At 53.4% G+C, this 21,469-nt stretch carries 24 protein-coding genes; 18 read left to right on the top strand and 6 right to left on the bottom strand.

Annotated features, from left to right (window positions below; all coding sequences use genetic code 11):
• Window positions 1-11: 11 nt before the first annotated feature.
• Complete coding sequence (locus KJW29_RS25025; protein ID WP_214626674.1) at window positions 12-983, top strand: LacI family DNA-binding transcriptional regulator; 972 nt, start codon at window positions 12-14, stop codon at window positions 981-983.
• A 613-nt stretch (window positions 984-1,596) separates the two neighbouring features.
• Here KJW29_RS25025 and KJW29_RS25020 read toward each other — a convergent pair.
• The 3 genes from KJW29_RS25020 to KJW29_RS25010 all read right to left on the bottom strand — a co-directional run bounded on the left by KJW29_RS25020 (window position 1,597) and on the right by KJW29_RS25010 (window position 5,128).
• Window positions 1,597-3,183 (bottom strand): DUF3502 domain-containing protein, encoded by a 1,587-nt coding sequence (locus KJW29_RS25020; protein WP_214626673.1) that lies wholly within the window; start codon window positions 3,181-3,183, stop codon window positions 1,597-1,599.
• A gap of 87 nt (window positions 3,184-3,270) precedes the next feature.
• Entirely contained in the window at window positions 3,271-4,167 is an 897-nt protein-coding gene (locus KJW29_RS25015) for a carbohydrate ABC transporter permease (RefSeq protein ID WP_087571656.1), read from the bottom strand.
• Between the two features lie 16 nt (window positions 4,168-4,183).
• Window positions 4,184-5,128: an ABC transporter permease gene (locus KJW29_RS25010; RefSeq protein WP_214626672.1), complete on the bottom strand. Its 945-nt coding sequence runs from the start codon at window positions 5,126-5,128 to the stop codon at window positions 4,184-4,186.
• 519 nt (window positions 5,129-5,647) lie between these two features.
• Here KJW29_RS25010 and KJW29_RS25005 point away from each other — a divergent pair.
• The gene (locus KJW29_RS25005; protein WP_214631306.1) at window positions 5,648-6,616 is read left to right on the top strand and encodes a LacI family DNA-binding transcriptional regulator; all 969 of its coding nucleotides are present in this window, start codon (window positions 5,648-5,650) and stop codon (window positions 6,614-6,616) included.
• Between the two features lie 1,022 nt (window positions 6,617-7,638).
• Here KJW29_RS25005 and KJW29_RS25000 read toward each other — a convergent pair.
• From KJW29_RS25000 to KJW29_RS24990, 3 genes are all read right to left on the bottom strand, one after another.
• Entirely contained in the window at window positions 7,639-8,037 is a 399-nt protein-coding gene (locus tag KJW29_RS25000) for a hypothetical protein (protein ID WP_214626671.1), read from the bottom strand.
• Window positions 8,038-8,221: 184 nt separating this feature from the next.
• Complete coding sequence (locus tag KJW29_RS24995) at window positions 8,222-8,860, bottom strand: ImmA/IrrE family metallo-endopeptidase (protein ID WP_214626670.1); 639 nt, start codon at window positions 8,858-8,860, stop codon at window positions 8,222-8,224.
• A gap of 73 nt (window positions 8,861-8,933) precedes the next feature.
• Window positions 8,934-9,326 carry a helix-turn-helix domain-containing protein gene (locus tag KJW29_RS24990; RefSeq protein WP_214626669.1) on the bottom strand — a complete coding sequence of 131 codons (393 nt, stop codon included), beginning with the start codon at window positions 9,324-9,326 and terminating at the stop codon, window positions 8,934-8,936.
• Window positions 9,327-9,541: 215 nt separating this feature from the next.
• Here KJW29_RS24990 and KJW29_RS24985 point away from each other — a divergent pair, with 215 nt between their 5' ends.
• The 16 genes from KJW29_RS24985 to KJW29_RS24915 all read left to right on the top strand — a co-directional run bounded on the left by KJW29_RS24985 (window position 9,542) and on the right by KJW29_RS24915 (window position 21,463).
• Window positions 9,542-10,027: a hypothetical protein gene (locus tag KJW29_RS24985; protein WP_087571660.1), complete on the top strand. Its 486-nt coding sequence runs from the start codon at window positions 9,542-9,544 to the stop codon at window positions 10,025-10,027.
• A 61-nt stretch (window positions 10,028-10,088) separates the two neighbouring features.
• A complete protein-coding gene (locus KJW29_RS24980) occupies window positions 10,089-11,078 on the top strand; it encodes an MraY family glycosyltransferase (RefSeq protein WP_214626668.1) in 990 nt (329 codons plus the stop codon).
• Between the two features lie 249 nt (window positions 11,079-11,327).
• Window positions 11,328-11,750 (top strand): phage tail terminator family protein, encoded by a 423-nt coding sequence (locus KJW29_RS24975; RefSeq protein WP_214626667.1) that lies wholly within the window; start codon window positions 11,328-11,330, stop codon window positions 11,748-11,750.
• Window positions 11,747-11,926 (top strand): hypothetical protein, encoded by a 180-nt coding sequence (locus KJW29_RS24970; protein ID WP_214626666.1) that lies wholly within the window; start codon window positions 11,747-11,749, stop codon window positions 11,924-11,926. Before KJW29_RS24975 ends, KJW29_RS24970 begins: the two co-directional genes overlap by 4 nt.
• A 1-nt stretch (window position 11,927) precedes the next feature.
• Window positions 11,928-13,247 carry a phage tail sheath family protein gene (locus KJW29_RS24965; protein ID WP_214626665.1) on the top strand — a complete coding sequence of 440 codons (1,320 nt, stop codon included), beginning with the start codon at window positions 11,928-11,930 and terminating at the stop codon, window positions 13,245-13,247.
• Window position 13,248: 1 nt separating this feature from the next.
• Window positions 13,249-13,707 carry a phage tail tube protein gene (locus KJW29_RS24960; protein ID WP_214626664.1) on the top strand — a complete coding sequence of 153 codons (459 nt, stop codon included), beginning with the start codon at window positions 13,249-13,251 and terminating at the stop codon, window positions 13,705-13,707.
• A gap of 39 nt (window positions 13,708-13,746) precedes the next feature.
• Window positions 13,747-14,166: a phage tail assembly chaperone gene (locus KJW29_RS24955; protein ID WP_187102585.1), complete on the top strand. Its 420-nt coding sequence runs from the start codon at window positions 13,747-13,749 to the stop codon at window positions 14,164-14,166.
• A 44-nt stretch (window positions 14,167-14,210) separates the two neighbouring features.
• Window positions 14,211-14,333, top strand: coding sequence for a hypothetical protein (locus KJW29_RS36550; RefSeq protein WP_256976036.1), 123 nt, complete (start codon window positions 14,211-14,213; stop codon window positions 14,331-14,333).
• A gap of 61 nt (window positions 14,334-14,394) precedes the next feature.
• Window positions 14,395-16,677 carry a phage tail family protein gene (locus tag KJW29_RS24950; RefSeq protein ID WP_214626663.1) on the top strand — a complete coding sequence of 761 codons (2,283 nt, stop codon included), beginning with the start codon at window positions 14,395-14,397 and terminating at the stop codon, window positions 16,675-16,677.
• On the top strand, window positions 16,674-17,366 hold the full coding sequence (locus KJW29_RS24945) for a LysM peptidoglycan-binding domain-containing protein (protein ID WP_214626662.1): 693 nt from the start codon (window positions 16,674-16,676) through the stop codon (window positions 17,364-17,366). The genes KJW29_RS24950 and KJW29_RS24945 overlap by 4 nt, the downstream gene beginning before the upstream one ends.
• Window positions 17,363-18,334: an XkdQ/YqbQ family protein gene (locus KJW29_RS24940; protein ID WP_214626661.1), complete on the top strand. Its 972-nt coding sequence runs from the start codon at window positions 17,363-17,365 to the stop codon at window positions 18,332-18,334. The genes KJW29_RS24945 and KJW29_RS24940 overlap by 4 nt, the downstream gene beginning before the upstream one ends.
• Window positions 18,331-18,591, top strand: a complete 261-nt coding sequence (locus tag KJW29_RS24935) for a DUF2577 domain-containing protein (protein ID WP_181376940.1) — start codon at window positions 18,331-18,333, stop codon at window positions 18,589-18,591. The genes KJW29_RS24940 and KJW29_RS24935 overlap by 4 nt, the downstream gene beginning before the upstream one ends.
• A complete protein-coding gene (locus KJW29_RS24930; protein WP_214626660.1) occupies window positions 18,588-18,986 on the top strand; it encodes a DUF2634 domain-containing protein in 399 nt (132 codons plus the stop codon). The genes KJW29_RS24935 and KJW29_RS24930 overlap by 4 nt, the downstream gene beginning before the upstream one ends.
• Window positions 18,983-20,020 (top strand): baseplate J/gp47 family protein, encoded by a 1,038-nt coding sequence (locus KJW29_RS24925; RefSeq protein ID WP_246608367.1) that lies wholly within the window; start codon window positions 18,983-18,985, stop codon window positions 20,018-20,020. Before KJW29_RS24930 ends, KJW29_RS24925 begins: the two co-directional genes overlap by 4 nt.
• Window positions 20,021-20,023: 3 nt before the next feature.
• Complete coding sequence (locus KJW29_RS24920) at window positions 20,024-20,437, top strand: phosphoglucomutase (protein WP_214626659.1); 414 nt, start codon at window positions 20,024-20,026, stop codon at window positions 20,435-20,437.
• 3 nt (window positions 20,438-20,440) lie between these two features.
• On the top strand, window positions 20,441-21,463 hold the full coding sequence (locus tag KJW29_RS24915) for a DUF2793 domain-containing protein (RefSeq protein ID WP_214626658.1): 1,023 nt from the start codon (window positions 20,441-20,443) through the stop codon (window positions 21,461-21,463).
• Window positions 21,464-21,469 lie beyond the last annotated feature (6 nt).

Here is a 21,469-nt window from a genome sequence, read left to right as displayed (position 1 = left end):
GGGCGATAGTTGTGGTAAGTATAAAAGACATTGCCAAGCACGCGGGGGTATCCATCTCGACCGTATCGTACGCGTTAAATGGAAATCCCAAAGTCACGGAAGAAACGAGCAAAAAAATTCTGGCCGTGGCCAAACAATTAAATTATGTGCCTAATGCGGCGGCGCGAACGCTCAAGAAGCGGGAGACCAAAATTATCGGAGCCTACCTGACGACCCTCGAAGGGGCTTTTTACGGAGAGCTCCTGCAAGGCATGAAGGAAGAATTGAATAAGCGGGATTACGACCTCGTCATCTGCAGCGGAACGCAATCCCATCGGATGCTGCCGGAAGGCATGCTGGACGGCGCCATTATTTTGGACAGACTGTTCTCCGACGAGGAGCTGCTGCTTCATGCGGGGAGAGGCCATAAGCTGGTTGTGCTGGACCGCGAGCTGAGCCATGAGAACATCGTGCAGGTGCTGCTCGACAACAAGGCAGGCGCGACGTTTGCAATCGAGTATCTGATCCGGCAAGGGCATAAAAAGCTGTACGTCGTGACGGGGCCGGAGGGCTCCTTCGACTCCGATCAGCGGCTGTCAGCCGTGCGTCAAGCGGTGGAGCGGGGTGGACCGGGACTGACGTACAACGAAATTCCCGGCAACTTCGACAAAGCGAGCGGAGTAGCGGCGGCGAGACGCATTCTTGCCGAATACGACGGTCCGGCTGCCGTATTTTGTCAAAATGACGAGATGGCGATCGGCGTGTATCAAGCGTTAAAGGATACTCCGTACCGGATCGGCGAACATCTGCATGTGGTGGGCTTCGATCATATCGAGATCTCCGATTATTTGCAGCCGCGTTTGGCTACGGTCGATTATTCGGAGCGTCGCTGGGGCGCGCTTGCCGCAGAGCAGCTTATTAAGCTGATCGCATCCGAGGGCGCGGAGCATGAGCGCGTCTACGTTTCTCTGATCGAACGCGAGTCCGTAGGGCGCATTGAATAAACGACGAGCAAAGAGAAGGGGCTGTCGCCTTATGGGGCAGCCCCTTGGAGTTGGAGTCGCGCGGAGCGACTTGGGATGGGATAGCCCGAGAAAAGAGACTATCGATTCATTGTTGCAATGCTGGAAATGAAGCTATAATCGATCGATCATCGACAACCTGTAGAGGAACTGAGAAGCCTTATTTTGATCATTTGGCGTGTTAGTAGAATCTAACGGAACTGGGCGACGTTATTCGTGAGAAATCCAGACAAACCGCGAACTTATGCCCCTCTTAAGAGCTGTCAGTTCCGTTAGAATTGCGAAATGGCGTTTTTTGATGAAATAAAGCCTTTCAGTTCCGTTACGGTTGATCCTGTTCATTTCTTACCGGATACATGCCTACAATTATTTATGTACAATTAATCGCCAGTCTCGAAAGGCGGGCTATAGTTTAATTGTTGATGCGATAACGCAGTAAGGGGCTGTCACCTTGACAGCCCCTTTTTCTTATCACAATAGAATTTATAAGTTTCCGAGCATTCTGAAACAAAAATTCTATTTGGCGATAAAACCTGCCTCTAAACGCGGTCGCTCATCCTCGAAAGGCCTCGATAGAGGTTTTCTCATACGAGTTTTATTGAATAGGCTCGAAGTTTGCTAATTGAGCTTCAACCTCGGCGATAACCTTGTCGATGCCGGCTTTCTTGAGGTCTGCTCTGTATTCTTCAACGGCAGTTTTGGGATCTTTGCTCGTTTTGCCGAGCATCAGCTGCATGCCGAGCTGCATGTTGACGTTCGAGATCGCCGCCAGCTCCGTCGTAACCTTGGACGGATCGAAGCTGAAGCCGACGTACGGATCGTTGATGGCTACTTTATCCCACTCTTCGTAGAGCGATTTGCGGACAGGGTTCTCGGAATCCATCGGCAGGTTGTACTCGTCTGTACGCAGCGACCAAGCCGCGAAGCCGCCGCCGTCTTTCTCTTGGTTGAAGCTCTCCGGCGTCTTTTTCACGCCGTCGACGATCTCGTATTGACGGCCTTCGATGCCGTATTGGATCAGGTTGTAGTAGCTCGGGTCGGTCATGAACTTCTCGATAGCCATGAGGGCGCGCTCCGGATTGCCGGAGTTCGTGCTGATGACCGTCGAGTTTTCGACGCCGATCTTTCTTTTGATCTTGCCATTCGCTTCCCCGAACGTGTAGAAGTACGGATCGGCTTCCGGCTGAGCCTTTTTGTCGGCGCCGTATTTGCCGATCCAGTCCTGCGCGTGCGTCAGATAACCCGCGGAGTTGGCTGCCTGGAAGTTCGTGTTCGCGCCGACTTGCGAGGACAGAATGTCCTTCGGCCAGTAGCCTTTATCGGACCACTCCCGCATTTTGACTGCCCATGCCTCGAATTCCGGCGTAAAGGCCGGGTGGAACACTTTCTTGAAGCTTTCCGGGCTTTCCGTCACAAGGTTAAGCTCGGAGAACGAAATGCCCGGCGCGTTCAGCCACTTGCCCGTCGTGTCGACCAGCATGCGGAACATGTTCTGTGCATCCGCCGCGTTGCCGTTGATCGGCGCATACGATTCGTTCGCCAGGACGTTGTCCATGTATTTCTCCATGTCTTCGATGGAAGCGATTTTCTCCATGCCGTATTTCTTGAGCAGGTCGGAACGGTATGCGTAACCGGAAGGCGTATATTCGCTGTACATGGAAGGCACGCCGTAGATGCGGCCGTCAACCATGGTGCCTTTCCACGCGGTTTCCGAAATCGCGGCCTTCAGCTTCGGCGCGACCTTGTCCAGCATGTCCGTGATATCGACCAGAGCGTCTTGGGACGCGAGCGTATAGTAAGAAACCTGGGCGCCAGGGGACGCGTGGGACATGTCGAACTTCTCGCCGGAAGCGAAGAGCAGCGGATATTTCGTCGCGATATCGCCCCAGTCGATGTATTTCACTTCGATGGTTGCATTAATGTCCGCTTTCAGCTTTTTGTTGATTTCGGCCAAAATATCCTTGTTGGCGACCCCTTCTCCGCCCCACAGGTAATAAACGAGCTTCGCTTCCTTGGAGGTGTCCACCCCGCTCGACTCCGTGCCTGCCGTACTGGTTGGCGTCTTCCCGTTATTGGATCCCGTATTCGTCGGTTCATTCCCGTTCGAGGACGAGCACGCCCCCAGCAAGCTCATCGACATTGTGGCTGCAAGAGCCACTCCTAACAGCTTTTTCCCTTTCATCTTGAAAACCTCCCCTTGGTAAATGAACGAATCCGTGAAGCCCTATATAATAAACGGTCCTTGGGCCGTCTATTAACGAAAATGATCTTATCCTTTTACCGCGCCGATCGTCAGACCGGTGATGAAGTACCGCTGCAAGAACGGATAAAGCAGAATGATCGGGCCTGTGGCGAGCACGGCCGTCGCCATCTTGATGGACTGCGAAGGCAGATCCGCCGTGTCGATGACGGCGCCTTGGTTAATGAGCGCCTGGATGTTCGTCTGGTTAATCATTCGCTGCAGGAAGTATTGAAGCGGGAACTTATCGGGCGACTGAATGTACAACATGCCGTTATACCATTCGTTCCAAAAGCCCAGCGCCGTGAACAAACCGACGGTAGCCAGCGACGGGACGGCGAGCGGCAGGAACACCTGCCAATAGATTCGGAAGTCGCCCGCGCCGTCTATCGTAGCCGATTCGTAGAGCGAATCGGGTATAGCCTTCATAAAGTTCCGCATTAGAAAGATCGACCAAGCGCCGACGATGCCGGGCAAAATCATCGCGTACAAGCTGTCCTTGAGGTCCAGGTATTTGACCATCAGAATATAGGTCGGGATCAGTCCGCCGCCGAACAACGTCGTGAAATAAATCATGAACGAGAAGAAGTTCCGGTATTTGAAGTCCTTCCGGTTGAGCACGAAGCCCGCCATCGACATCATGAACAGTCCGAACAGCGTGCCGACGACCGTGATGAAGATGGTGACGCCGTAGGCTTTGGTCAACGCCGTGGAATTGTTGAGCATCATGTCGTAGGCCTTGAACGAAATCTCTTTCGGGAACAGCTTGTAGCCTTCCTGAAGAATTTCGCGTTCGTTCATGAACGAAGAAGAAATCATCAAAACGAACGGGAAGAGGCAAGCCAAGGCGAATGCGGTAATGCTGAAGTAGCTGATCGCCTTGATCGCGAGGGTGCCGCGGTCCTGCTTGATTTTGGCTGAAGTCATGATTTTCGCCTCCATTTTAGAATAATGCGCTGTCCGGCTCGACCTTCCGCACGATGTAGTTGACGAATAGGACCAGGAGCAGGCCGAATGCCGATTGGTAGAAGCCGACCGCCGCACCCATCGAGAAGTTGAATTGGCCGACCAAGCTGCGGAATACGAAAGTATCGATAATATCGGTCTGCGGATACAGCACCGAGTTGTTGCCGATCAGGTTGTAGAACAGGTCGAACGAGCCTTTCATGATGCCGCCGAGCCCGAAGAGCAGAAGCAGGATAAACGTCGGCTTGAGCATCGGAAGAGTCATGTAGCGGATGCGCTGCCAGTTGCTCGCCCCGTCCATGTACGCGGCTTCGTATAGATCGTTATTGATGCCGGTTATGGCGGCCAGGTAGACGATCATGCCGTAGCCGGTCATGCTCCAGATTTTAAAGGCGACGATGATGTACTTCCAGATTCCCGGATCCGAATAAAATTCGTAACGCTCAAGTCCCGCCTGAACAAGCAGCGTATTGATAAAGCCGGAGTTGAAGTTCAGCATGTTGTAGGCAAACACGCCGACGATAACCATCGAGATGAAGTGCGGCAGCAGAATGATCGATTGGGAAATTTTTTTGAACCATTTTCCGGCCACCTCGGTGAGCATGATCGCGAATACGACCTGAATGACGTTGCCGAGCGCCAGGAATACGAAATTGTAGAGGAGCGTGTTTTTCGTGATGTTCCAAAGATCGCCGGTCTGAATCAGAAACTTGAAGTTATCCAGTCCGAGAAAACGGCTTCCGAAAATCCCTTTGCTAATATTGAAGTCGACGAAGGCGACGTAAGCGCCCGGCATAACCAGATAATGAAAGATGATGAAGTACAGAATAACGGGCAGAAGCATGAGGAAAAGAATTTTATTCTTCATGACTTCGCGCGCGATATTGCCGCATTGAAGCTTTAGACTGGTTAGGACGCGCATGATTACCAACTCCTTGATCATGGATAGAAACCCCGTTCGGCCGACCGATTGGCAACGTTTTCAATAAGGATGAGGTTACTGTTGGAGACCCTTTCATAAAAAGGCTGACAATACGTTTGTACTTCCTTTATGAAGCATTGCAAGAATGGGTTGGAGCACGTATGAGCATTTTCACAGTAAATCATCGAAACGTTTATATTTTGGTTAAAAAAACGTTTGGAACAGAAAATGAGTCATGGATTCGTTTTGGGTAATCGCTTTCATTGGAATGAAAACGCTTCTCCTAGAATATATCATCACTCTTTTTGATTGTAAACACTAATTTTTTGTTGACAAGACCACGTTGAATGCGTTTACAATAAGAAATATAAATGAATTGAAACGTTTAACTTGGATTGGGTGAAGCAATCAGCCGTATATCTTTCGTGGAAAAATACGGTTTTTAAGTTGGAGAGTAAGAAATTGAAACGTTTCGCGAAAGTGTTTAACGACAACAAGAGAAGGGGGATGGGGAATGTTGTGGTAAGCATCAAGGATATTGCCAAACACGCAGGCGTTTCGATTTCCACCGTATCCTATGCATTAAACGGGAATTCGAAAGTAACGGAAGAAACAAGCAAAAAAATATTGGCTGTCGCCAAAGAATTAAATTATGTGCCGAACGCGGCTGCGCGTACGCTCAAGAAACGTGAAACCCGAATCATCGGCGCGTTTCTTACGACCTTTGAGGGAGCTTTTTACGGCGAGCTGCTGCAGGGCATGAAGGAGGAACTGAACAAACGCGGGTATGACCTTGTCATCTGCAGCGGCACGCAGTCGCATCGCATGCTGCCGGAGGGCATGCTCGACGGCGCGATCGTCCTCGACAGACGATTCTCCGATGAGGAATTGATCCTGCATGCGAACCGCGGACACAAGCTCGTTGTGCTCGACCGTGAGCTAAGCCACAATAACATCGTGCAGGTTTTGCTCGACAATAAGGCCGGAGCAACGTTCGCGATGGAATATTTGATCCGCCAGGGGCACAAGAAGCTGTACGCGTTGACGGGGCCCGAGGGCTCGTTTGATTCGGAACAGCGTCTCGCGGCCGCGCGCCAGACCGTGGAGCGCGGCGATTCGGAGCTGGATTACTGCGAGCTTCCGGGCAATTTTGACAAAGCGAGCGGCACCGCCGCGGCAAAGCGGATCGCGTCCGAATACGACGGACCGGTCGGCGTCTTTTGCCTGAACGACGAGATGGCGATCGGCATGTACCATGGCTTAAAGGATACGCCGTACCACATAGGCGAGCATGTTCATGTGGTGGGCTTCGACCATATCGATATTGCCGACTTTTTGCAGCCCCGTCTGACGTCGATCGACTACTCCGAGCGCCGCTGGGGCTCCGTCGCCGCGGAGCAGCTCATCCGGCTGATCGAAGGCAGCGGCGCGGAGCACGAGCGCATCTACGTCTCGCTGGTAGAAGGCGAGTCGGTGGGGCAGGTTTAAGCAGCGGTGAGACCAGGCCCGAACGGACGACAATGGCGTGAATGGCGCGAATGGCGCGATGCTGCTCAAATGGACAAGACGCGGCTCTAACGGACGAGGTCAACGCTATATGAGCGAAAATCGGTGAGTGTAGAATCTAGCGGGCGTGGGGAGACTTTCGATTAACTGTGCATAGGTGAAACTGCGGGCAACTGTCCGGTAAGAAACCGACTGGAGCTGCTTTAACGGAAATGAAAGGCGTTATATCGGCAAAAAGCAGCAATTCGCGATTCTAATGGAACTGACAGCCCTTATGATGGGCAAAAGTTTGCCTAGATTACTCGCGAATAAAGTCGCAGGGATCCGTTAGATATGAATATCACGCCAAAACGATCAAAATAAGAGCTCTCACTTCCGTTTGCAAGTTGGCGATGATCCATTGTAGCTCCTTTACAGCTTTGCACACTATGATTCGCAGTCTCGTGTGAAACCTTATTGGTGCAAATCTGGTAACTTGGAGTGGTGCAGCACGCATATAAAGTTTGCGCCGTCCGTTAGAATTCGAAAATCGACGATAACCCCGAAGTAATGACATCTCTGTCCGTTAGAGCGGATAAATGTTGGGCCAGTGCTTGGGGTGTCTCATGCTTTATATCACATGAGTCATTAGCAGGAAAGGGGACGTCGAGGTTATTAGCAAAATGCGCGGCCTGACCCAATTGCGGGAAAAGCTCCCCTTATTTCACTCCAAATCAGCGGAAATGAACAAATAAGGGGATTTCTGCCCTCTGATTTGCCATCAGCCTGGATTCCACAGCTTTTTGAGAAGAAATAGAGGGAGCTAATCCCTCTGTTTCTTCTTCGCAACCACAATCCAACGAATTAGATGGAGTTTTTCCCTTTGCTTTCAATAGCTCAGACGATGCCCTACTTCCGGACAAGCCCAACTAGGGCGATCCTTCTTCGGATGATCATCTCTCCGCACCGCGCGCATACCGCCGCAGTGCCATCGAGGCACGCGGTGTTCGGTCACACGTCGACGGTCAAACCTTGTTCCACGGCAGCAGCACCCGAACATCGTATTGCAGAATATCCTCAATATCGGATATGCGCAGCAGCAGTCGGTCCATTTCCGTATAGTGAACGGGATATTCCGCCATGGCTGTATATCGTTCTACATAGGTTCTCAAAGATGGCATATGAATGCCGATTACGTCAGGATCATCCTTATGCCGCACGTAAACGTGATCCGGAACGGCGACGGCCAGTGTGTCTGCATCCAACTCATCGGAAGCATAAGCTTCAAACGGCGCATCCAGCCGAATATATAAGGTCTGCCCCCAGTCCGTTCCTCTCATCTCCGTAAGCATGACCCATACTGGCAATTGATGCCCGGAGTCCCCGTCTCTCTCATAAAATACCTGCAATTTACCAATCTCCATTCCAGAGGCCCTCCCTATATCGTCTCGCCCATATTCACAAGGCTTCCCTGTAATATCGTCTATCCCATACAAGACTTCTCTGCAATATCGTCTCTCCCTATTCACAAGGCTTCCCTCGCTATATCGTCACATCCATATTCACATAACTTTCCTCCCTATATCGTCACATCCATATTCAAATGAGTTACCTCGCTTTATTCTTCAGCTTCTTCCGCGCGGTTTGTCTGGCGAGCTGTGCAAGCAGGCGATCTGCCGCCTCTGGTTGATCATAGCCGCATACTTTCGCCGAGAGTGATGCCAGTTTAGCGCGCAGATTGCGGTCCGAGCGTTCTTGACGCATACGTGCCGCCATTCGTTCAAGCCGGGTCTCCGCGAAGGAGAGCGGCACGCCGAACGCGCCTGCGATCAACCGGGGAAAGTGGGGCTGGTGCCTGAGATGCTCAAGCTCTTTCAGAATGTGGTAGGGTATTGCGCTATAAAGCTGGAAGTGCGCCGCTTGCGATTCTTGCAGATGGACAAAAGCCTGCGGCAATTGGCGCTGATCCCCAGAATGAAGGGCCGGATGAGCAAGCTCATGAAAAAACGCGAGTCGCTGCTCCGCCTGATCCAAGTGAATATTCAGGAAAATCATGAAAAACCCTTCTTCGTCGAAGATTACCTTGGTACTCCCCTGCGTGTAGGCGAGATGTGCCCCGAACAGCGTGGCGATATGATCCAGATCATCCAGATCCCCCGGGTAATGAATGCCGTTCTTCTCATAGACAGATCCGATCCAAAGCTCCAAATCCGTCGGGCGATACAGCTCGAAATCCAGCTCTTCCATAATGCTCCTCCTACTTATAAGAATGTATGTTCGTATGTATGGCCAAAAATAAAACCCGCATGGGGTTCTGATGCTAGTCTTGGTTGCTGTAAGGTTGCCCTTCCTTGCGGCGCTTCTCCTTGAATGCGCGAAACATCTCGAGCTCGCGCTTCAGGTGTTCCGCTTCCTCCTCGTCCATTTCCTCCGGCGGTCCGCCGAGAAAGGCGAGATAGACAGGAGCCAAACCCCCCTCCTGGGAGGACTGGATGGGAGTCTTCGCTTCGGGGTCATCCGTAAGTCCCAGCAAATAATCGGCATTTGTCTGCAGCGCGTCCACCAGCGAAGATAATGTTTCTAGCGGCGGAACGCTTCGGCCTTGCTCGTAATTGCTGATCGCGGCCTTGGTCAGGTCAATTTGTCGCGCGAGCTGCTCTTGCGTTAGTTTATGAAGCTTTCTGCGTTCCGTTAACCGATCGGCTCTGAACAAGGGGATCTCTCCTTCTTAGGATGACAAAAATCTTGCGGAAGCAAAGTACAAGTATATTGTACATGATGCAGCTGAAAAAGCAATAAAAAACAAGATTCTTGTACTTTTGGATTGACTTGGCGATCATTTGTTCGTACCATAAAGCTATAAGTACAAGTATCTTGTACTTTTGGTGTTCGAGTATATATTGTTTTTTACCTTAAGGGGGGACCAAAATGAACGGAAAAGCCGCGATGTCTTATTTGGCCAAGCCTACAACGGATGAGAAGAAGCAGGCGCAGCGTTTGCTTCGCAATTATATGGAATTAAAGAGGGTCGTGGAGGATTACAAGGAGCATGAAGAATTGATTAGGACAACGCTATATGAGAGCGAAAGGACGCGCAGACTGGACGGAGAGGATTTGTACGGCAATCGGACGGCTAACGCCGTCCAGGTCGCGCATAATCAGAAGCTGGCGGCGGAGGAATGCGAGTTGGTCAGCGGAGCGATCGAGCGGGCGGTTGGGATGATTCGGGACGATGAGGCCCGGCAGGCGGTCACGCTTCGTTATTTAAAGGGACACTCGTATTCGGAGACGCTCTACTATATGAGACGCGGCGAAAAAAGCTCAACGCTGGACCGACGCTTAAACGACGGCGTTTCTTCCGTTGCAAGTACATTGAAGCTTTGGGGGCTGCTGGCGTGGGAAGGAAAGGCTTGAACGCGCGGGGCTGCGGCAAAAGTCGACAGCATTCACCGAAAAAAGGTATAATACGGATGGCATGAACAATTTATTATCGGTGGTGAGTGTTATTCTTTATTTAGCAGCGTTTCTGCTGTCTTTTCTTGTCGTGTATATTCTGATTCCGCCTTTCAGCAAGCTGGCCTTCAAGCTCGATTTTGTGGACAAGCCCCGTAAGGACGTCGAACGCAAGCTGCACCGGGAACCCATTCCGCTAACCGCGAGTTATGCGATATTTATAGGATTTTTTGCCGCGTATTTGGCTGTCTCCAGAGAAATTACATGGGAGACCGGCGCGCTGTTCGCAGGCGGCATTTTGCTGCTGGCCATCGGAACGTTGGACGATTGGTACAAGACCAAGGGCAAGGATTTCCCGGCTCTGCCGAAGTTGATCGTGCAGTTGTCGGCGGCCGTGCTCGTTTACGTTTCCGGCAACGTGTTCACGGGTTTCTATAATCCGTTCTCCGGAGACTACATCGTATTGCCCGTCATCTTGCAGTTCGTCCTGACGATTCTCTGGATTTTCGGCGTGACGACGGTCATCAATTTCTCGGATGGGCTGGACGGACTGGCGGGAGGGCTTTCGGCCATCTCTGCCGCCACGCTGTTTATAGTAGCTTTGACGATGGGCCAGTCCAATTCGGCCATTATGGCGATTATACTGGTGGGTGTTACGCTAGCTTATCTCAAATACAACAAACCTCCCGCCAAAGTTTTTATGGGAGACGCCGGCGCGACGTTCCTAGGCTTCCTGCTGGCTGTGATCGCGCTTGACGGCGCGTTCAAGCAAGCAACGGTCTTGTCTTTATTTATCCCGATCCTGGCGCTTGGCGTGCCGATCTTCGACAACCTGTTCGTTGTCGTCAAACGTTTTATGCAAGGCAAGCCGATGTACCAGGCGGATGCCAGCCAGGCCCATTACCGTTTGCTGCGGGCGGGACTCAATCACAAGCAGGCGCTGATGGTACTCATGCTGCTAAGCACTTGCTTAGGTTTATCTTCTATTATTTTGATGCTGGTGCAAGTTTAGAACGAACTTATATTCTCTTAAGTAAGCCCCTTGCGGACCCGTCCGTTAGAGGGGCTTTTTTTGTTGTGTCATAGTCCTACGGGGCAAAGTGGGGGTAACTTGGGGAGCACTCGGGGCGATTCCCGTGCTAAGATTTAGTTGTCGAAATGCGAACAAACGTTCTTGTTTCGAGGTGAGAGAAAGGAGGCTGGGAATCGTTGCACAATACGGAATCCCATTGGACGACATGCAAAAAGGAGGCGGTGCGCGGTGGCTGTAACGGCCAATAGCGTAAGGACGGGCATGATCGCGATGCTGGCGGCCAAGCTCCCCGCATACGACGTAATCGGCGACGCGCCGGCGAGCGGCAATGACATGCAATTGCTGGTCGAGCTGCCAGCCGTGTCGCAGACGGCGATGCTTGGCAACATGTGCAGCCGAACGTTCGGCTTTGCCATCCATTATTCGGATGGAGGAGGCGGCGCGGCCGAACTGCATGGAGTGGCGGAGCAATTGTACGAAGCGCTGGATCAAGTGGACTTGGGCGGCGTGCGTTATCGAACGACGAATATGCGTCACGAGGTCGCGGACGGGAAGCTGGCTTTCCGCTTCGAGATGGTGATGCGGCTGCGGCGAACCGAGCAGGAGCTTCCCAAGATGGGCGCGTTGGAACAGGAGGCGGGCGTCAAATGACAAAATCGACGGCCAAGGAAGAGCCAAGGTTCACGAAAGTGCAGTTGCTGCGCGGACGCGGCTGGAGCTCCAGAGAACGAGAACAGCTCGCTGCCTTGCTGAAGGTCGAAGAGTCGTACACGGTTCAGCAAGCGAAGCGGCTAACCCAACAATATTCGAATAGGAGAGTGGAGTAACATGACCGGAGGAAATTGGACGGTAACGAACAAAACAAGACCAGGCGTCTACGTAAACTTTAAAAACGCGCCGCAGCCGCTGGGAGCGGTTGGCGAGAGAGGCGTGGCCACCTTACCGGCGATCCTGCAGTGGGGGGAGTCCAAGCAATTGATCGTGATCGAGGCGGGCGAAAACACGATGGACAAGCTCGGCTACCCGGTGTCGGCGCCGGAACTGCTGCTGGTACGCGAGACGCTAAAGCGGGCGAAAACGCTCCTACTGTATCGCGTAAATGAGGGCGTAAAGGCTACGGCGACAGCCGGCGAGCTGGTGGCGACCGCGCGATACGGCGGCGTTCGAGGCAACGATATTACAATTGTTGTCGAGACGAATGTGGACAACGCAGCGTTGTTCGACGTCAGAACATTTGTGGCTGGCGTGGAGCTGGATGCGCAGACGGTGGCAGACATTGCGGGGCTGCAGGATAATGCTTGGGTGACGTGGAATGCGACCGGCGATTTGGTTGCCAGCGCGGGCATTCCGCTTGCAGGCGGCTCGAACGGCACGGCTGCGGCCCAGGATTATTCGGATTACCTGGACGCAATCGAGACGCAGCAGTTCCAGACGATGGCACTGCCGTCGACCGACATCGATCTTAAAGGCGTGTTTGTCGCCTTCGTAAATGGTCTTCGGAACAATGAAGGACGCAAAGCGACGCTTGTTCTGGAGAACTATCCCGGTGCCGACAGCGAGGGCGTCATCAGCGTCAAAAACGGCGTCGTTCTGGAGGATGGCGCCGCGTTGACGGCGGCACAAGCGACGGCATGGGTAGCGGGCGCATCGGCAGCCGCCGGCTTGAACGAATCGCTCACTTACGCTTCGTACGACGGCGCTGTGGACGCGTCTCCGCGTTACACGCATACGCAGACAACGACGGCTTTGCAGAACGGTGAGTTCTTATTCACGCAGGATGGCGGAAGAGCGTTTGTCGAGCAGGACATTAACTCGCTCACTTCGTTCTCTCCGGACAAGGGACGCACCTTCTCTAAGAACCGCGTTATTCGAGCGCTGGATGCCATCAATAACGATCTGTCCGGATTGTTCAGCAACTATTATATTGGCAAAATCTCCAACGATGCCAATGGCCGGGAGCTGTTCAAGAACGAATGCGTCAACTATTTGACGAATCTGGTGAATTTGGGCGCTCTTCAGAACTTCGACCCCGGAGCCGACGTAATCGTGCAGCCGATCGAAGGGCAGACTGACGGCGTATTGGTCGAGCTGCGCGTGCAGCCGGTGGATGCCGTCGAAAAAATCTATATTTCCGTGGAGGTAGTCTAATATGGCCTATATGAATGTAGAAGATACGATTAGCGGCAAGCAAGCGAAGGCGATTATAAAGATCGGCAAACAGCAGGAGGAATTGTTCTACGCCAAGACGGGCGAAGCGACGATCGAGAAGACGAAAGCGGATGTGCCGATGCTCGGCAAAACGTCTATCGGCAAAAAAACGATGGGCTGGACGGGAACCGGCACGCTGACGATTTATTATGTCACATCCAAATTCCGCCAGCTTATGGAGGAATACGCTGCGAAAGGCACGGACTTTTATTTCGAACTTATGATCGTGAACGAGGACCCGGCTTCCCGCACGGGCAAGCAGGCGGTCACGCTGAAGCGCTGCAACCTGGACAGCGTGCTTCTGGCGAAGTTCGACGCGGCCGGAGAGGACACGTTGGAGGAGGAACTTCCGTTCACCTTCGAGGACTTCGCGATTAACACACCTTTCACGGCGCTGTAGACATCCCTAGCAACGACAAATTAAAGGAGGCTATTGTAGATGAGCACACTGCAACAATTTTTGAATCGGCATCCCGTGGACAATCTGACGGAGGAGGTCGTCATCTCCGACCGGTTCCGCGATGAAGAGGGCCAGTTGATGAAGTTCACGATCCGCGCCATGAGCGCCGACGATATGGCTTCCTATCAAAAGCGGGCGATGAAGATCAACCCCAAGAGCAAGGACCGCAAGGTGGAGATCGACTCCGGCGCCATTACGAAAGCGATCGTGGTGAACCACACGGTGAACCCGAGCTTCAAGGATGCGGAGAGCATTCGCGAGCTTGGCTGCTTCGATGCGGACAGCTACCTGCAGAAGGTGCTGCTAGCCGGCGAGATCGAGGAGCTGGCGAAGGAGATTCAGCGCATCTCGGGTTATAACACGAACTTCGAGGAGCTCGTCGACGAAGCAAAAAACTAATTCGCGAGGGCGACAGCGACGCGAACTACGCGTACTACGCCCTCATGAAATTCCATATGACGCCGCGCGAATACATGGGTCAGACTCGAGAGGAGAAGGCGTTTATGATCGCCTGCATCCAGGAGCGGATCGCCGAGGAGAAGAAGCAGGCGGCGCGGCGGAAGTAAGGAAAAAATTCAGAGCGGAGGCGCGTAGCGATACGTGCCTTTTTGCATTGGAGAGGTGGTGATGGAATTGAGTACGGCGAAGGCGCTGGATACGCAGCAGAGAAAGCTTCTTGGCTCGGTACGCGGTTTGTCGGGAATGATGCGGTTGGCTGCCAGGGCAGCTGAGGGCTTGAACCGATCCATGTCGGCCTATGACGCTCAAGCGCCGGAACGGTTGAACAAGAGCGTGGAACGAATGGAGCGCGCCGTTCAACGGTTAGTCGACCCCATGACGGAAGCGGCATCCAGCCTGGCGGATATGAATGCCGCTATTCGGGAAACGAGCGGGCGGCTGGCCGGCATGACCAAGCATATGAGCGCTATGCAGCTGACCGCACGGGCCTCAGCGACTGCGAGCGTGTCGGGCTCAAGCCCGGCTTTGGCTGCAGCCGTTGGGTCGGACAAGCAAGATCAGAAGAAGCAGATCGAGGATAAGGTCAAGAAGGAGGTGCTCCCTGCGTTTGCCAGAGTTGGCGAAATGCTGACGAGCGCTATTCCTATATTCGAACTGGATCAAAAGGTAGAGCAAGCAAGCGGAGAGAAAAAACTTAGCGAGCAGCAGGTGAAGTCGGAAAAGCAAGCTGCAAGCGAAGAGACTGCCCGAATGCAAGCCTCCAAGGCAGTCGAGACGGCCAGTAAGGCGATGGCGGCGGTAGAGAAATCGACGCAGGCGAAAGAGGAGAAGGAATCTGGAAATCAGATATTTAATACTGCCGATCTGGTGGATAAAGCTTTAAATGGTTTTAAAACCAGCGAGCAAGCAAGCGGAGAGAAAAAACTTAGTGAGCAGCAGGAGAAGTCGGAAAAGCAGGCTGCAAGCGAAGAGACTGCCCAAATGCAAGCCTCTAAGGTAGTCGAGACGGCCAGTAAGGCGATGGCGGTAGTAGAGAAATCGACGCAGGCGAAAGTGGTGAAGGAATCTGGAAACCAGTTAGTTAATGCTGATCTGGTGGATAAAGCTTTAAATGAGTTTAAAATCAGCGAGCAAGCGAAGCCGGCGGTGAACAGCGATGTAGATCGGGGCGAATCGCTGGCAAAAGCGGTGGAGGTTGCTGCTAAATCGATGTCCGAGCAGGAAAAAGCTCAGCAAAGAAAACAAACGGAAATGTCGGTGAAATCTACCGAGCAGCAAGCTTCACGGGAGGCGGTCGCAAACAAGGCTCTTACCGCTAATAAGGCGGCAGGGAGCGCCGTTCCAACCCCAGGGGCTATGAACAATAGCGGACAGTCTGTTCCTAATGTGGCGCCCATGCCGAATCTTAAAGATCAGGTGGCGGGATTAAATCAAGCTTTCAGCGCATTCATGACACAAAATTCCGCTGTATCGGCATTTGTTGTTGATAATTGGGGAGCATTCGAGCATGTCTACAAGGGAGTGAACGCGGCGATCTCGGCCTACAATACGCTTCAGCTCATTAGCAGAGCCTACACCGTCCTTGTGACTGTTGCGCAGCAAGGTCAGCAGTTAGCCACACTAGGATTAAAGAATGCTTGGGCGGCTATGAATACTACGATGAAGGCGAACGTCATTATTTTAATCGCGTCCCTAATTGTTGGCCTCATCGCCGCGCTTGTATCCTTATGGAAAACAAATGATGCGTTCGCACTAAACTTCCTCAAAGTATGGCACGGCATCCAGAATCTTTGGGATCAATTAGTCATAGTTTTTTGGACAGTTGTAGTAGCTTTGCGAGAGCCTTTTGTTTTCTTTGCAAAAGTTGTAGGTTTAATTTTTGATAACTTAATTAATAACATTATCTTTGGCTTTAACATGTTATTGAAAGCTGTTAATTGGATATCCGGCAAAGACTTTAAGATGATCGGAAAAGTAAGTATCGAAAATCTAGCAACCGATTTTGTGGACCTTGCAGAGGTAGAGAAGCAAGCCGCGATTAAAACTGCTGCAGAGAATAAGGTGGCTCGCAAAGCGGAAGAGGATTCATTTCTGGAGAAACGGGCCTTGGAGAGAGCGGAAAAGGAACTTGAGGAGCAGAAGAAAGCCCAGGCGGAGCAGCTTCCCCCAGCCGGGATTCCTTCCAGCAACGCCATGGTTCAAGTCGGCGGAGGCCGCCTCGACGAAGTTGGCCGCGTAAACGATACCGTCGAAATCAACAGCGAGGATCTGAAGACGATGCGTGAGCTCGCGGAGCTGAAGAACATCCAAAACTTTGTCACGTTAACGCCTTCGGTGAACGTGCAGACGGGCGATATTCGTAACGGCATGGATGTTAGCTCCATGGTTCAAGCCATTACCGTAGTGTTGCAGGAAGAGATCGCGGCATCGGCGGAAGGGGTGTACGCATGAGTTATTGGATGGAGCTGAGCTTTAACAACCGGCAAGAGTGGTTCTATATTCCCGTGCTGCCGGCTTCCATCGAAATGTCGGAGAGCGGAAGCGGCTCCACGTTCAACGTGGCCGCTCTGGGGGAAATCAACGTCATCAAGGACAGGAAGCTGTCGGAGTACAGCTTCGCGAGCTTTTTCCCGAAAGAAGGTTCGCCCTTCTGGCCGGAGCTCGTGAAACCGGCTCCCGAGGACACCGGGGCACCGCGGGTGAAGGAAGATTTTAAGCCGCCCGGGGAGTGCGTCAAGCTGATTATGAAATGGATGGAGTCCAAGCGGCCCATTCGACTCAAATATAAAGGCTCGACCTTCGACATCGACTCGGCGGTCAGCATCGAATCATTCCAATGGAAGGAAACGGCTGGCGGCGGAGGAGACATTGAGTATTCCATAAAACTGAAACATTATGTGTTCTACTCGGCCCGGAAGGTGACGGTACAGAATGGTCAAGCGACTTCCCCGTCTTCGAAGCGCCCTGATGAACGGGTACAGCCCAAGACATACACGCTCCGAGCCGGAGACTCGCTGTGGAAGGTGGCGCAGACCATGCTGGGCGACGGTTCACGCTGGGGAGAAATTCAGCGCCTTAATGGCATCAAGGACGCCGAAATCAGACGGCTGCCGGTCGGAAAGGTGCTGAAGCTGCCATGATCGAGGTGTTGGTGGACAACAAGAACGGCAACGTCTGGGATGTGTCGAAGCTGGCGGTCAACATGAGCTGGCAGACCAGCCGAATCGGCAAGGCAGGCAGTCTGGATCTGACGCTGGTGAAAGGCGGACTCAATCAGTCTGCTGATTACCGTATTCAGAACGGCGATGTCATTCAGGTGAAAAAGGACAGGCAACCGATCTTTTACGGCTATGTGTTTACGGTGGAAGACGGGCGCGGGGAGAGTATTCGAATCAAGGCGTTTGATCAGATCCGTTATTTGCTGACGGCGGACCACTACTCCTTCGAGAACAAACGGGCTTCCGACGTCATTCGTACCATTGCAGCCAAATATAAGCTGCGCACGGGGACGATCGTGGAGACGCCTTATGTCATTCCCGTGTTGATCGGCGACGGAGAGAAGCTGCTGGATCTATGCGGCAAGGCACTGACGCTGACGTTAATCCACGGGGGCAAAAACTACGTCCTCTACGACGATTTCGGCTCGCTGGCCCTGCGGAACGTGGAAGACCTGCTGGTTGACTTCTACATTGGGGACGGCAGCTTGCTGACGGATTACAGCATGTCGACCTCCATCGACGGGGATACGTACAACCGGATCGTGCTGTACAAAAACAATCAAACGACGGGCAAGCGGGATGTGTACATGGCTCAGGATAGCGCCAATATCGCGAAGTGGGGCATTCTCCAGCTTTACCAGTCCGTCGACGAGAATAAGAACGATGCGCAGATTAACGAACTGCTCACGACGCTGACGACGCTGCACAACCGGGAGTCGAAGACGCTCAAGCTCGATGCGCTGGGCGATCTCCGGGTCCGGGCGGGCAGCTACGTCCGGGTCTTGCTGCAGGAGCAGGGGCTAAATGCGCCGTTCCTCGTCAACGAATGCACGCATAAATTCGAAGGCGCCGTCCATACGATGTCGCTGGATGTGAAGGTGATTTCATGAGCATGTTGGATGTGATCAAAAAAGCCGGGATCGGCGCGGTAGAAGCCGGCCAGCCCGTGCAGGTGCAATTCGGCCAGGTCGTGTCGCTGCAGCCGCTTGCTGTCCGACTAGACCAGAGACTGACGCTTCCGTCAGGCGCGCTTGTCGTGCCGGAAAGTCTGGCAGCTCGCGCGCTTGCCGTCGGAGACAGCCTGATTCTGCTTCGCATGCAGGGCGGCCAGAGCTACGTGGTGTTGGATCGGATGGTGACGCCATGATTCCGACGGGAGCATCGATCGATGCGTCGAACGAGAGAGCGGAGCTGCCGTCCCGTACATGGCGGATCGACTTCGAGAAGGGCCGGGCCGGCGGGATGACGGATGGTTTGGAAGCGGTTCGGCAAGCTGTGTTTAAAATTTTGCAGACCGAGCGCTTCAAACATCTCATATACAGCTCCGATTACGGGTGCGAATGGAGAAGCCTAGTGGGACGCAGTCCGTCAGCGATTCCGATGGAAGCCGAGCGGATGCTGAAAGAGGCGCTTGGCCAAGACGAAAGAATCGAAGGAATAGAGGGGATAGAGACTGTGGTAAGGGGCGACCAGGCAGTCATTACGTTTACGGTCGTCACCCGCCACGGCTCTTTCTCTTCTGCTTGGGAGGTGATGACTTGAACGAAGGAACCACGATGGAGAGCATTATGGGGCGCATGCTGGACCGTATTCCGAACGATCTCGACAAGCGGGAGGGCAGCATCATCTACGATGCGCTTGCTCCTGCGGCGGCCGAGCTCGCGCAGCTGTATATCGAATTGGACTTGCAGCTGCGATTTGCATACGGCACGACGTCCAGCGGCGAGTATTTGGCGCTGCGCACGGCGGACTACGGCGTGGATCGACAGCTTGCCTCCCCATCGCGCCGCGAAGGATTGTTTTTTGGCAGCGGGGATGAACCGCTTGACGTCCCGATCGGCAGCAGATACAGCGCCGAGGATTTGAATTATGTCGTTCGGGAGAAATTGGGCAGCGGGGTGTTCGTGCTCGAATGCGAGACGCCTGGCGCGGCTGGCAATACGTATTATGGCCCCTTGCTTCCGGTTGATTACGTGAATGGTCTTGATCGGGCCGAACTGGGGGACGTGCTGGTGCCTGGCGAGGACGACGAGTCGGACGAAGCTCTGCGAGCGCGTTACCTGCACAGGGTACGCAACCCCTCCAGCGGAGGCAACGCGGCGGATTATCGGGACTGGGCGATGTCGGTCGCGGGAGTCGGCGGTGCGAAGGTGTATCCGTTATGGAACGGGCCCGGCACGGTGAAGGTCGTCATCGTGGATAGCGACAAAAGGCCAGCCAGTCCGACTCTGGTGGAGGAGACGGCTGGACAAATCGAGACGAAACGCCCCATCGGCGCGGCGATAACGGTGGTGTCTGCCTCGGCGGCTCCGATCGCGGTGGCCTCCACGGTCGTGTTGGCGGCTGGTTTTACGCTGCAGGCCGTTACGGACGCTTTTGCCGCTGTGCTAGAGACTCACTTCCGATCCATCGCGTTCTCGGCTTCCTATGTCAGCATCGCGGGGATCGGGGTTCTGCTGCTGTCCGTGCCTGGCGTGCTGGATTATACGGGACTGACCTTGAACGACGGAACGGGCAACGTCGCATTGGATGACGAAGAAATTCCTACTCTGGCCGGCGCCGAATTGGGGGTGTAGACCATGCCATATCCGGATGAGATAGAGGTATTCCCCGAGAAGTTGAACAAGCGGGCTGATGGTACGGCTTATATGGTGCAGGAAGAGCTGAGGATGTCTGGGGGCAAATATGAGGGGATGCTCGCTCATGACAATATAGCCAATAGTACTGTGCGTGTATATACCGGACCGAATATGGGTGGTACCGAGATTACGGCCTTTACCGTATCTATTCCAGCGGATACACCTTGGCGGAGGTATATTCGCGTATTCGCTAGTGTCGAAGCAGTTTTTGTCACGTACCAGACGCCAGGCGACCAAGTAGATGCAGATGACATTAATCGTCTACAGACCGCTGTATCAGCTGTGCAAACGGAAGTCGTGCAGTATAAAGGTAATGGCATTATCGACGGCGGATATTTTGATGAGGAGATGTAGCGAATGGCACAAACCATATTGATTATGCGCGGCACGAAAGCGCAACTGCAGGCTCATGGCGCAATGCAAAGCGGCGAGATGGGTTTCTGCAGCGATACGAAAGAAGTTTTTATCGGAGACGGGACGTCTAACGTCTTTGTAGGCCGGGTAATGTCTGGGGCGTATGCAGCACGGCCATCTGCCGCCAGCTCCGGCCGTATGTATTACGTCACGACTGGTGAAAACATTGGCCGCTTGTATCTGGATACCGGCGCAGCCTGGGCGAATGTGAATGTACTCGACTTGGCTGACCTAACCGGCGATCTAGACGATATTGCGGATGGTGCGACCTTCGGCAAGGTACGACTGACGGAGTTGACCGGAGGGCGTGTGAGTCGGGTATCTGACGGAACGAACACGAAGACGGCAGCGGAGATCAAGACGCATATTGACGATGCCACTCGGCACCGCATTATTAATGACTCCGGCACCTCTCCAACCGAGTTATGGTCTGCGCAGAAGGTCAAGAACGAGCTGGATCTGGCTCGCGCTGGACAAGAGTATCAGGACAGCGTCAAGGATAAGGACTTGGCCGCGCCTCCTGGATCGCTTGCTGCCAAGGATCGTTATATCATCGGCGCATCTCCAACGGGTGCCTGGGCAAGCCGCGCAAACCAGATAGCTGAATGGACAGGCTCCGCTTGGAGCTTTATCGTACCGTCGGTCGGCATGACTTGTATCGTCGACGACGAGGCGAAGCAGTACACCTACAACGGAACGGCGTGGGTTCGCACTGGCGGCGCTTTGCAGACGATCACAGCAGGTAACGGCCTGACTGGAGGCGGCACTGCGGATACGGTGACGCTGACAGTTGGAGCTGGCAACGGCATTACTGTCGGATCGACAACGGTAGCGGCCAAGCCGGGTAAGGGTATTCTGGTCAACGGCACTGGCATTGAAGCTAATGTAGATGCGGTCAGTATCGTTTACGATGCCGCCAACGGCAACCGCCTCATGGTCGCGGTCGTCGATGGCGGGACGTTCTAAGGGGGC

The sequence above is a fragment of the Paenibacillus agaridevorans genome, from assembly GCF_018604145.1.
Taxonomy (GTDB): Bacteria; Bacillota; Bacilli; order Paenibacillales; family Paenibacillaceae; genus Pristimantibacillus; species Pristimantibacillus agaridevorans.
Note: the sequence above shows the minus strand (reverse complement) of the source record. Positions and strands in the feature narration are given on the sequence as shown.

Excerpts from the sequence above, each read along its gene's own strand:
- KJW29_RS24940 (WP_214626661.1), top strand. The coding sequence starts at position 17,363 with ATGATCGAGGTGTTGGTGGACAACAAGAACGGCAACGTCTGGGATGTG.
- KJW29_RS24950 (WP_214626663.1), top strand. The coding sequence starts at position 14,395 with ATGGAATTGAGTACGGCGAAGGCGCTGGATACGCAGCAGAGAAAGCTT.
- KJW29_RS24915 (WP_214626658.1), top strand. The coding sequence starts at position 20,441 with ATGGCACAAACCATATTGATTATGCGCGGCACGAAAGCGCAACTGCAG.
- KJW29_RS24930 (WP_214626660.1), top strand. The coding sequence starts at position 18,588 with ATGATTCCGACGGGAGCATCGATCGATGCGTCGAACGAGAGAGCGGAG.
- KJW29_RS36550 (WP_256976036.1), top strand. The coding sequence starts at position 14,211 with ATGAAATTCCATATGACGCCGCGCGAATACATGGGTCAGACTCGAGAG.
- KJW29_RS24995 (WP_214626670.1), bottom strand. The coding sequence starts at position 8,860 with ATGGAAGAGCTGGATTTCGAGCTGTATCGCCCGACGGATTTGGAGCTT.
- KJW29_RS25020 (WP_214626673.1), bottom strand. The coding sequence starts at position 3,183 with ATGAAAGGGAAAAAGCTGTTAGGAGTGGCTCTTGCAGCCACAATGTCG.
- KJW29_RS25010 (WP_214626672.1), bottom strand. The coding sequence starts at position 5,128 with ATGCGCGTCCTAACCAGTCTAAAGCTTCAATGCGGCAATATCGCGCGC.
- KJW29_RS24985 (WP_087571660.1), top strand. The coding sequence starts at position 9,542 with ATGAACGGAAAAGCCGCGATGTCTTATTTGGCCAAGCCTACAACGGAT.
- KJW29_RS24970 (WP_214626666.1), top strand. The coding sequence starts at position 11,747 with ATGACAAAATCGACGGCCAAGGAAGAGCCAAGGTTCACGAAAGTGCAG.
- KJW29_RS24980 (WP_214626668.1), top strand. The coding sequence starts at position 10,089 with ATGAACAATTTATTATCGGTGGTGAGTGTTATTCTTTATTTAGCAGCG.
- KJW29_RS24960 (WP_214626664.1), top strand. The coding sequence starts at position 13,249 with ATGGCCTATATGAATGTAGAAGATACGATTAGCGGCAAGCAAGCGAAG.
- KJW29_RS24935 (WP_181376940.1), top strand. The coding sequence starts at position 18,331 with ATGAGCATGTTGGATGTGATCAAAAAAGCCGGGATCGGCGCGGTAGAA.
- KJW29_RS24945 (WP_214626662.1), top strand. The coding sequence starts at position 16,674 with ATGAGTTATTGGATGGAGCTGAGCTTTAACAACCGGCAAGAGTGGTTC.
- KJW29_RS25000 (WP_214626671.1), bottom strand. The coding sequence starts at position 8,037 with ATGGAGATTGGTAAATTGCAGGTATTTTATGAGAGAGACGGGGACTCC.
- KJW29_RS24955 (WP_187102585.1), top strand. The coding sequence starts at position 13,747 with ATGAGCACACTGCAACAATTTTTGAATCGGCATCCCGTGGACAATCTG.
- KJW29_RS25015 (WP_087571656.1), bottom strand. The coding sequence starts at position 4,167 with ATGACTTCAGCCAAAATCAAGCAGGACCGCGGCACCCTCGCGATCAAG.
- KJW29_RS24920 (WP_214626659.1), top strand. The coding sequence starts at position 20,024 with ATGCCATATCCGGATGAGATAGAGGTATTCCCCGAGAAGTTGAACAAG.
- KJW29_RS24965 (WP_214626665.1), top strand. The coding sequence starts at position 11,928 with ATGACCGGAGGAAATTGGACGGTAACGAACAAAACAAGACCAGGCGTC.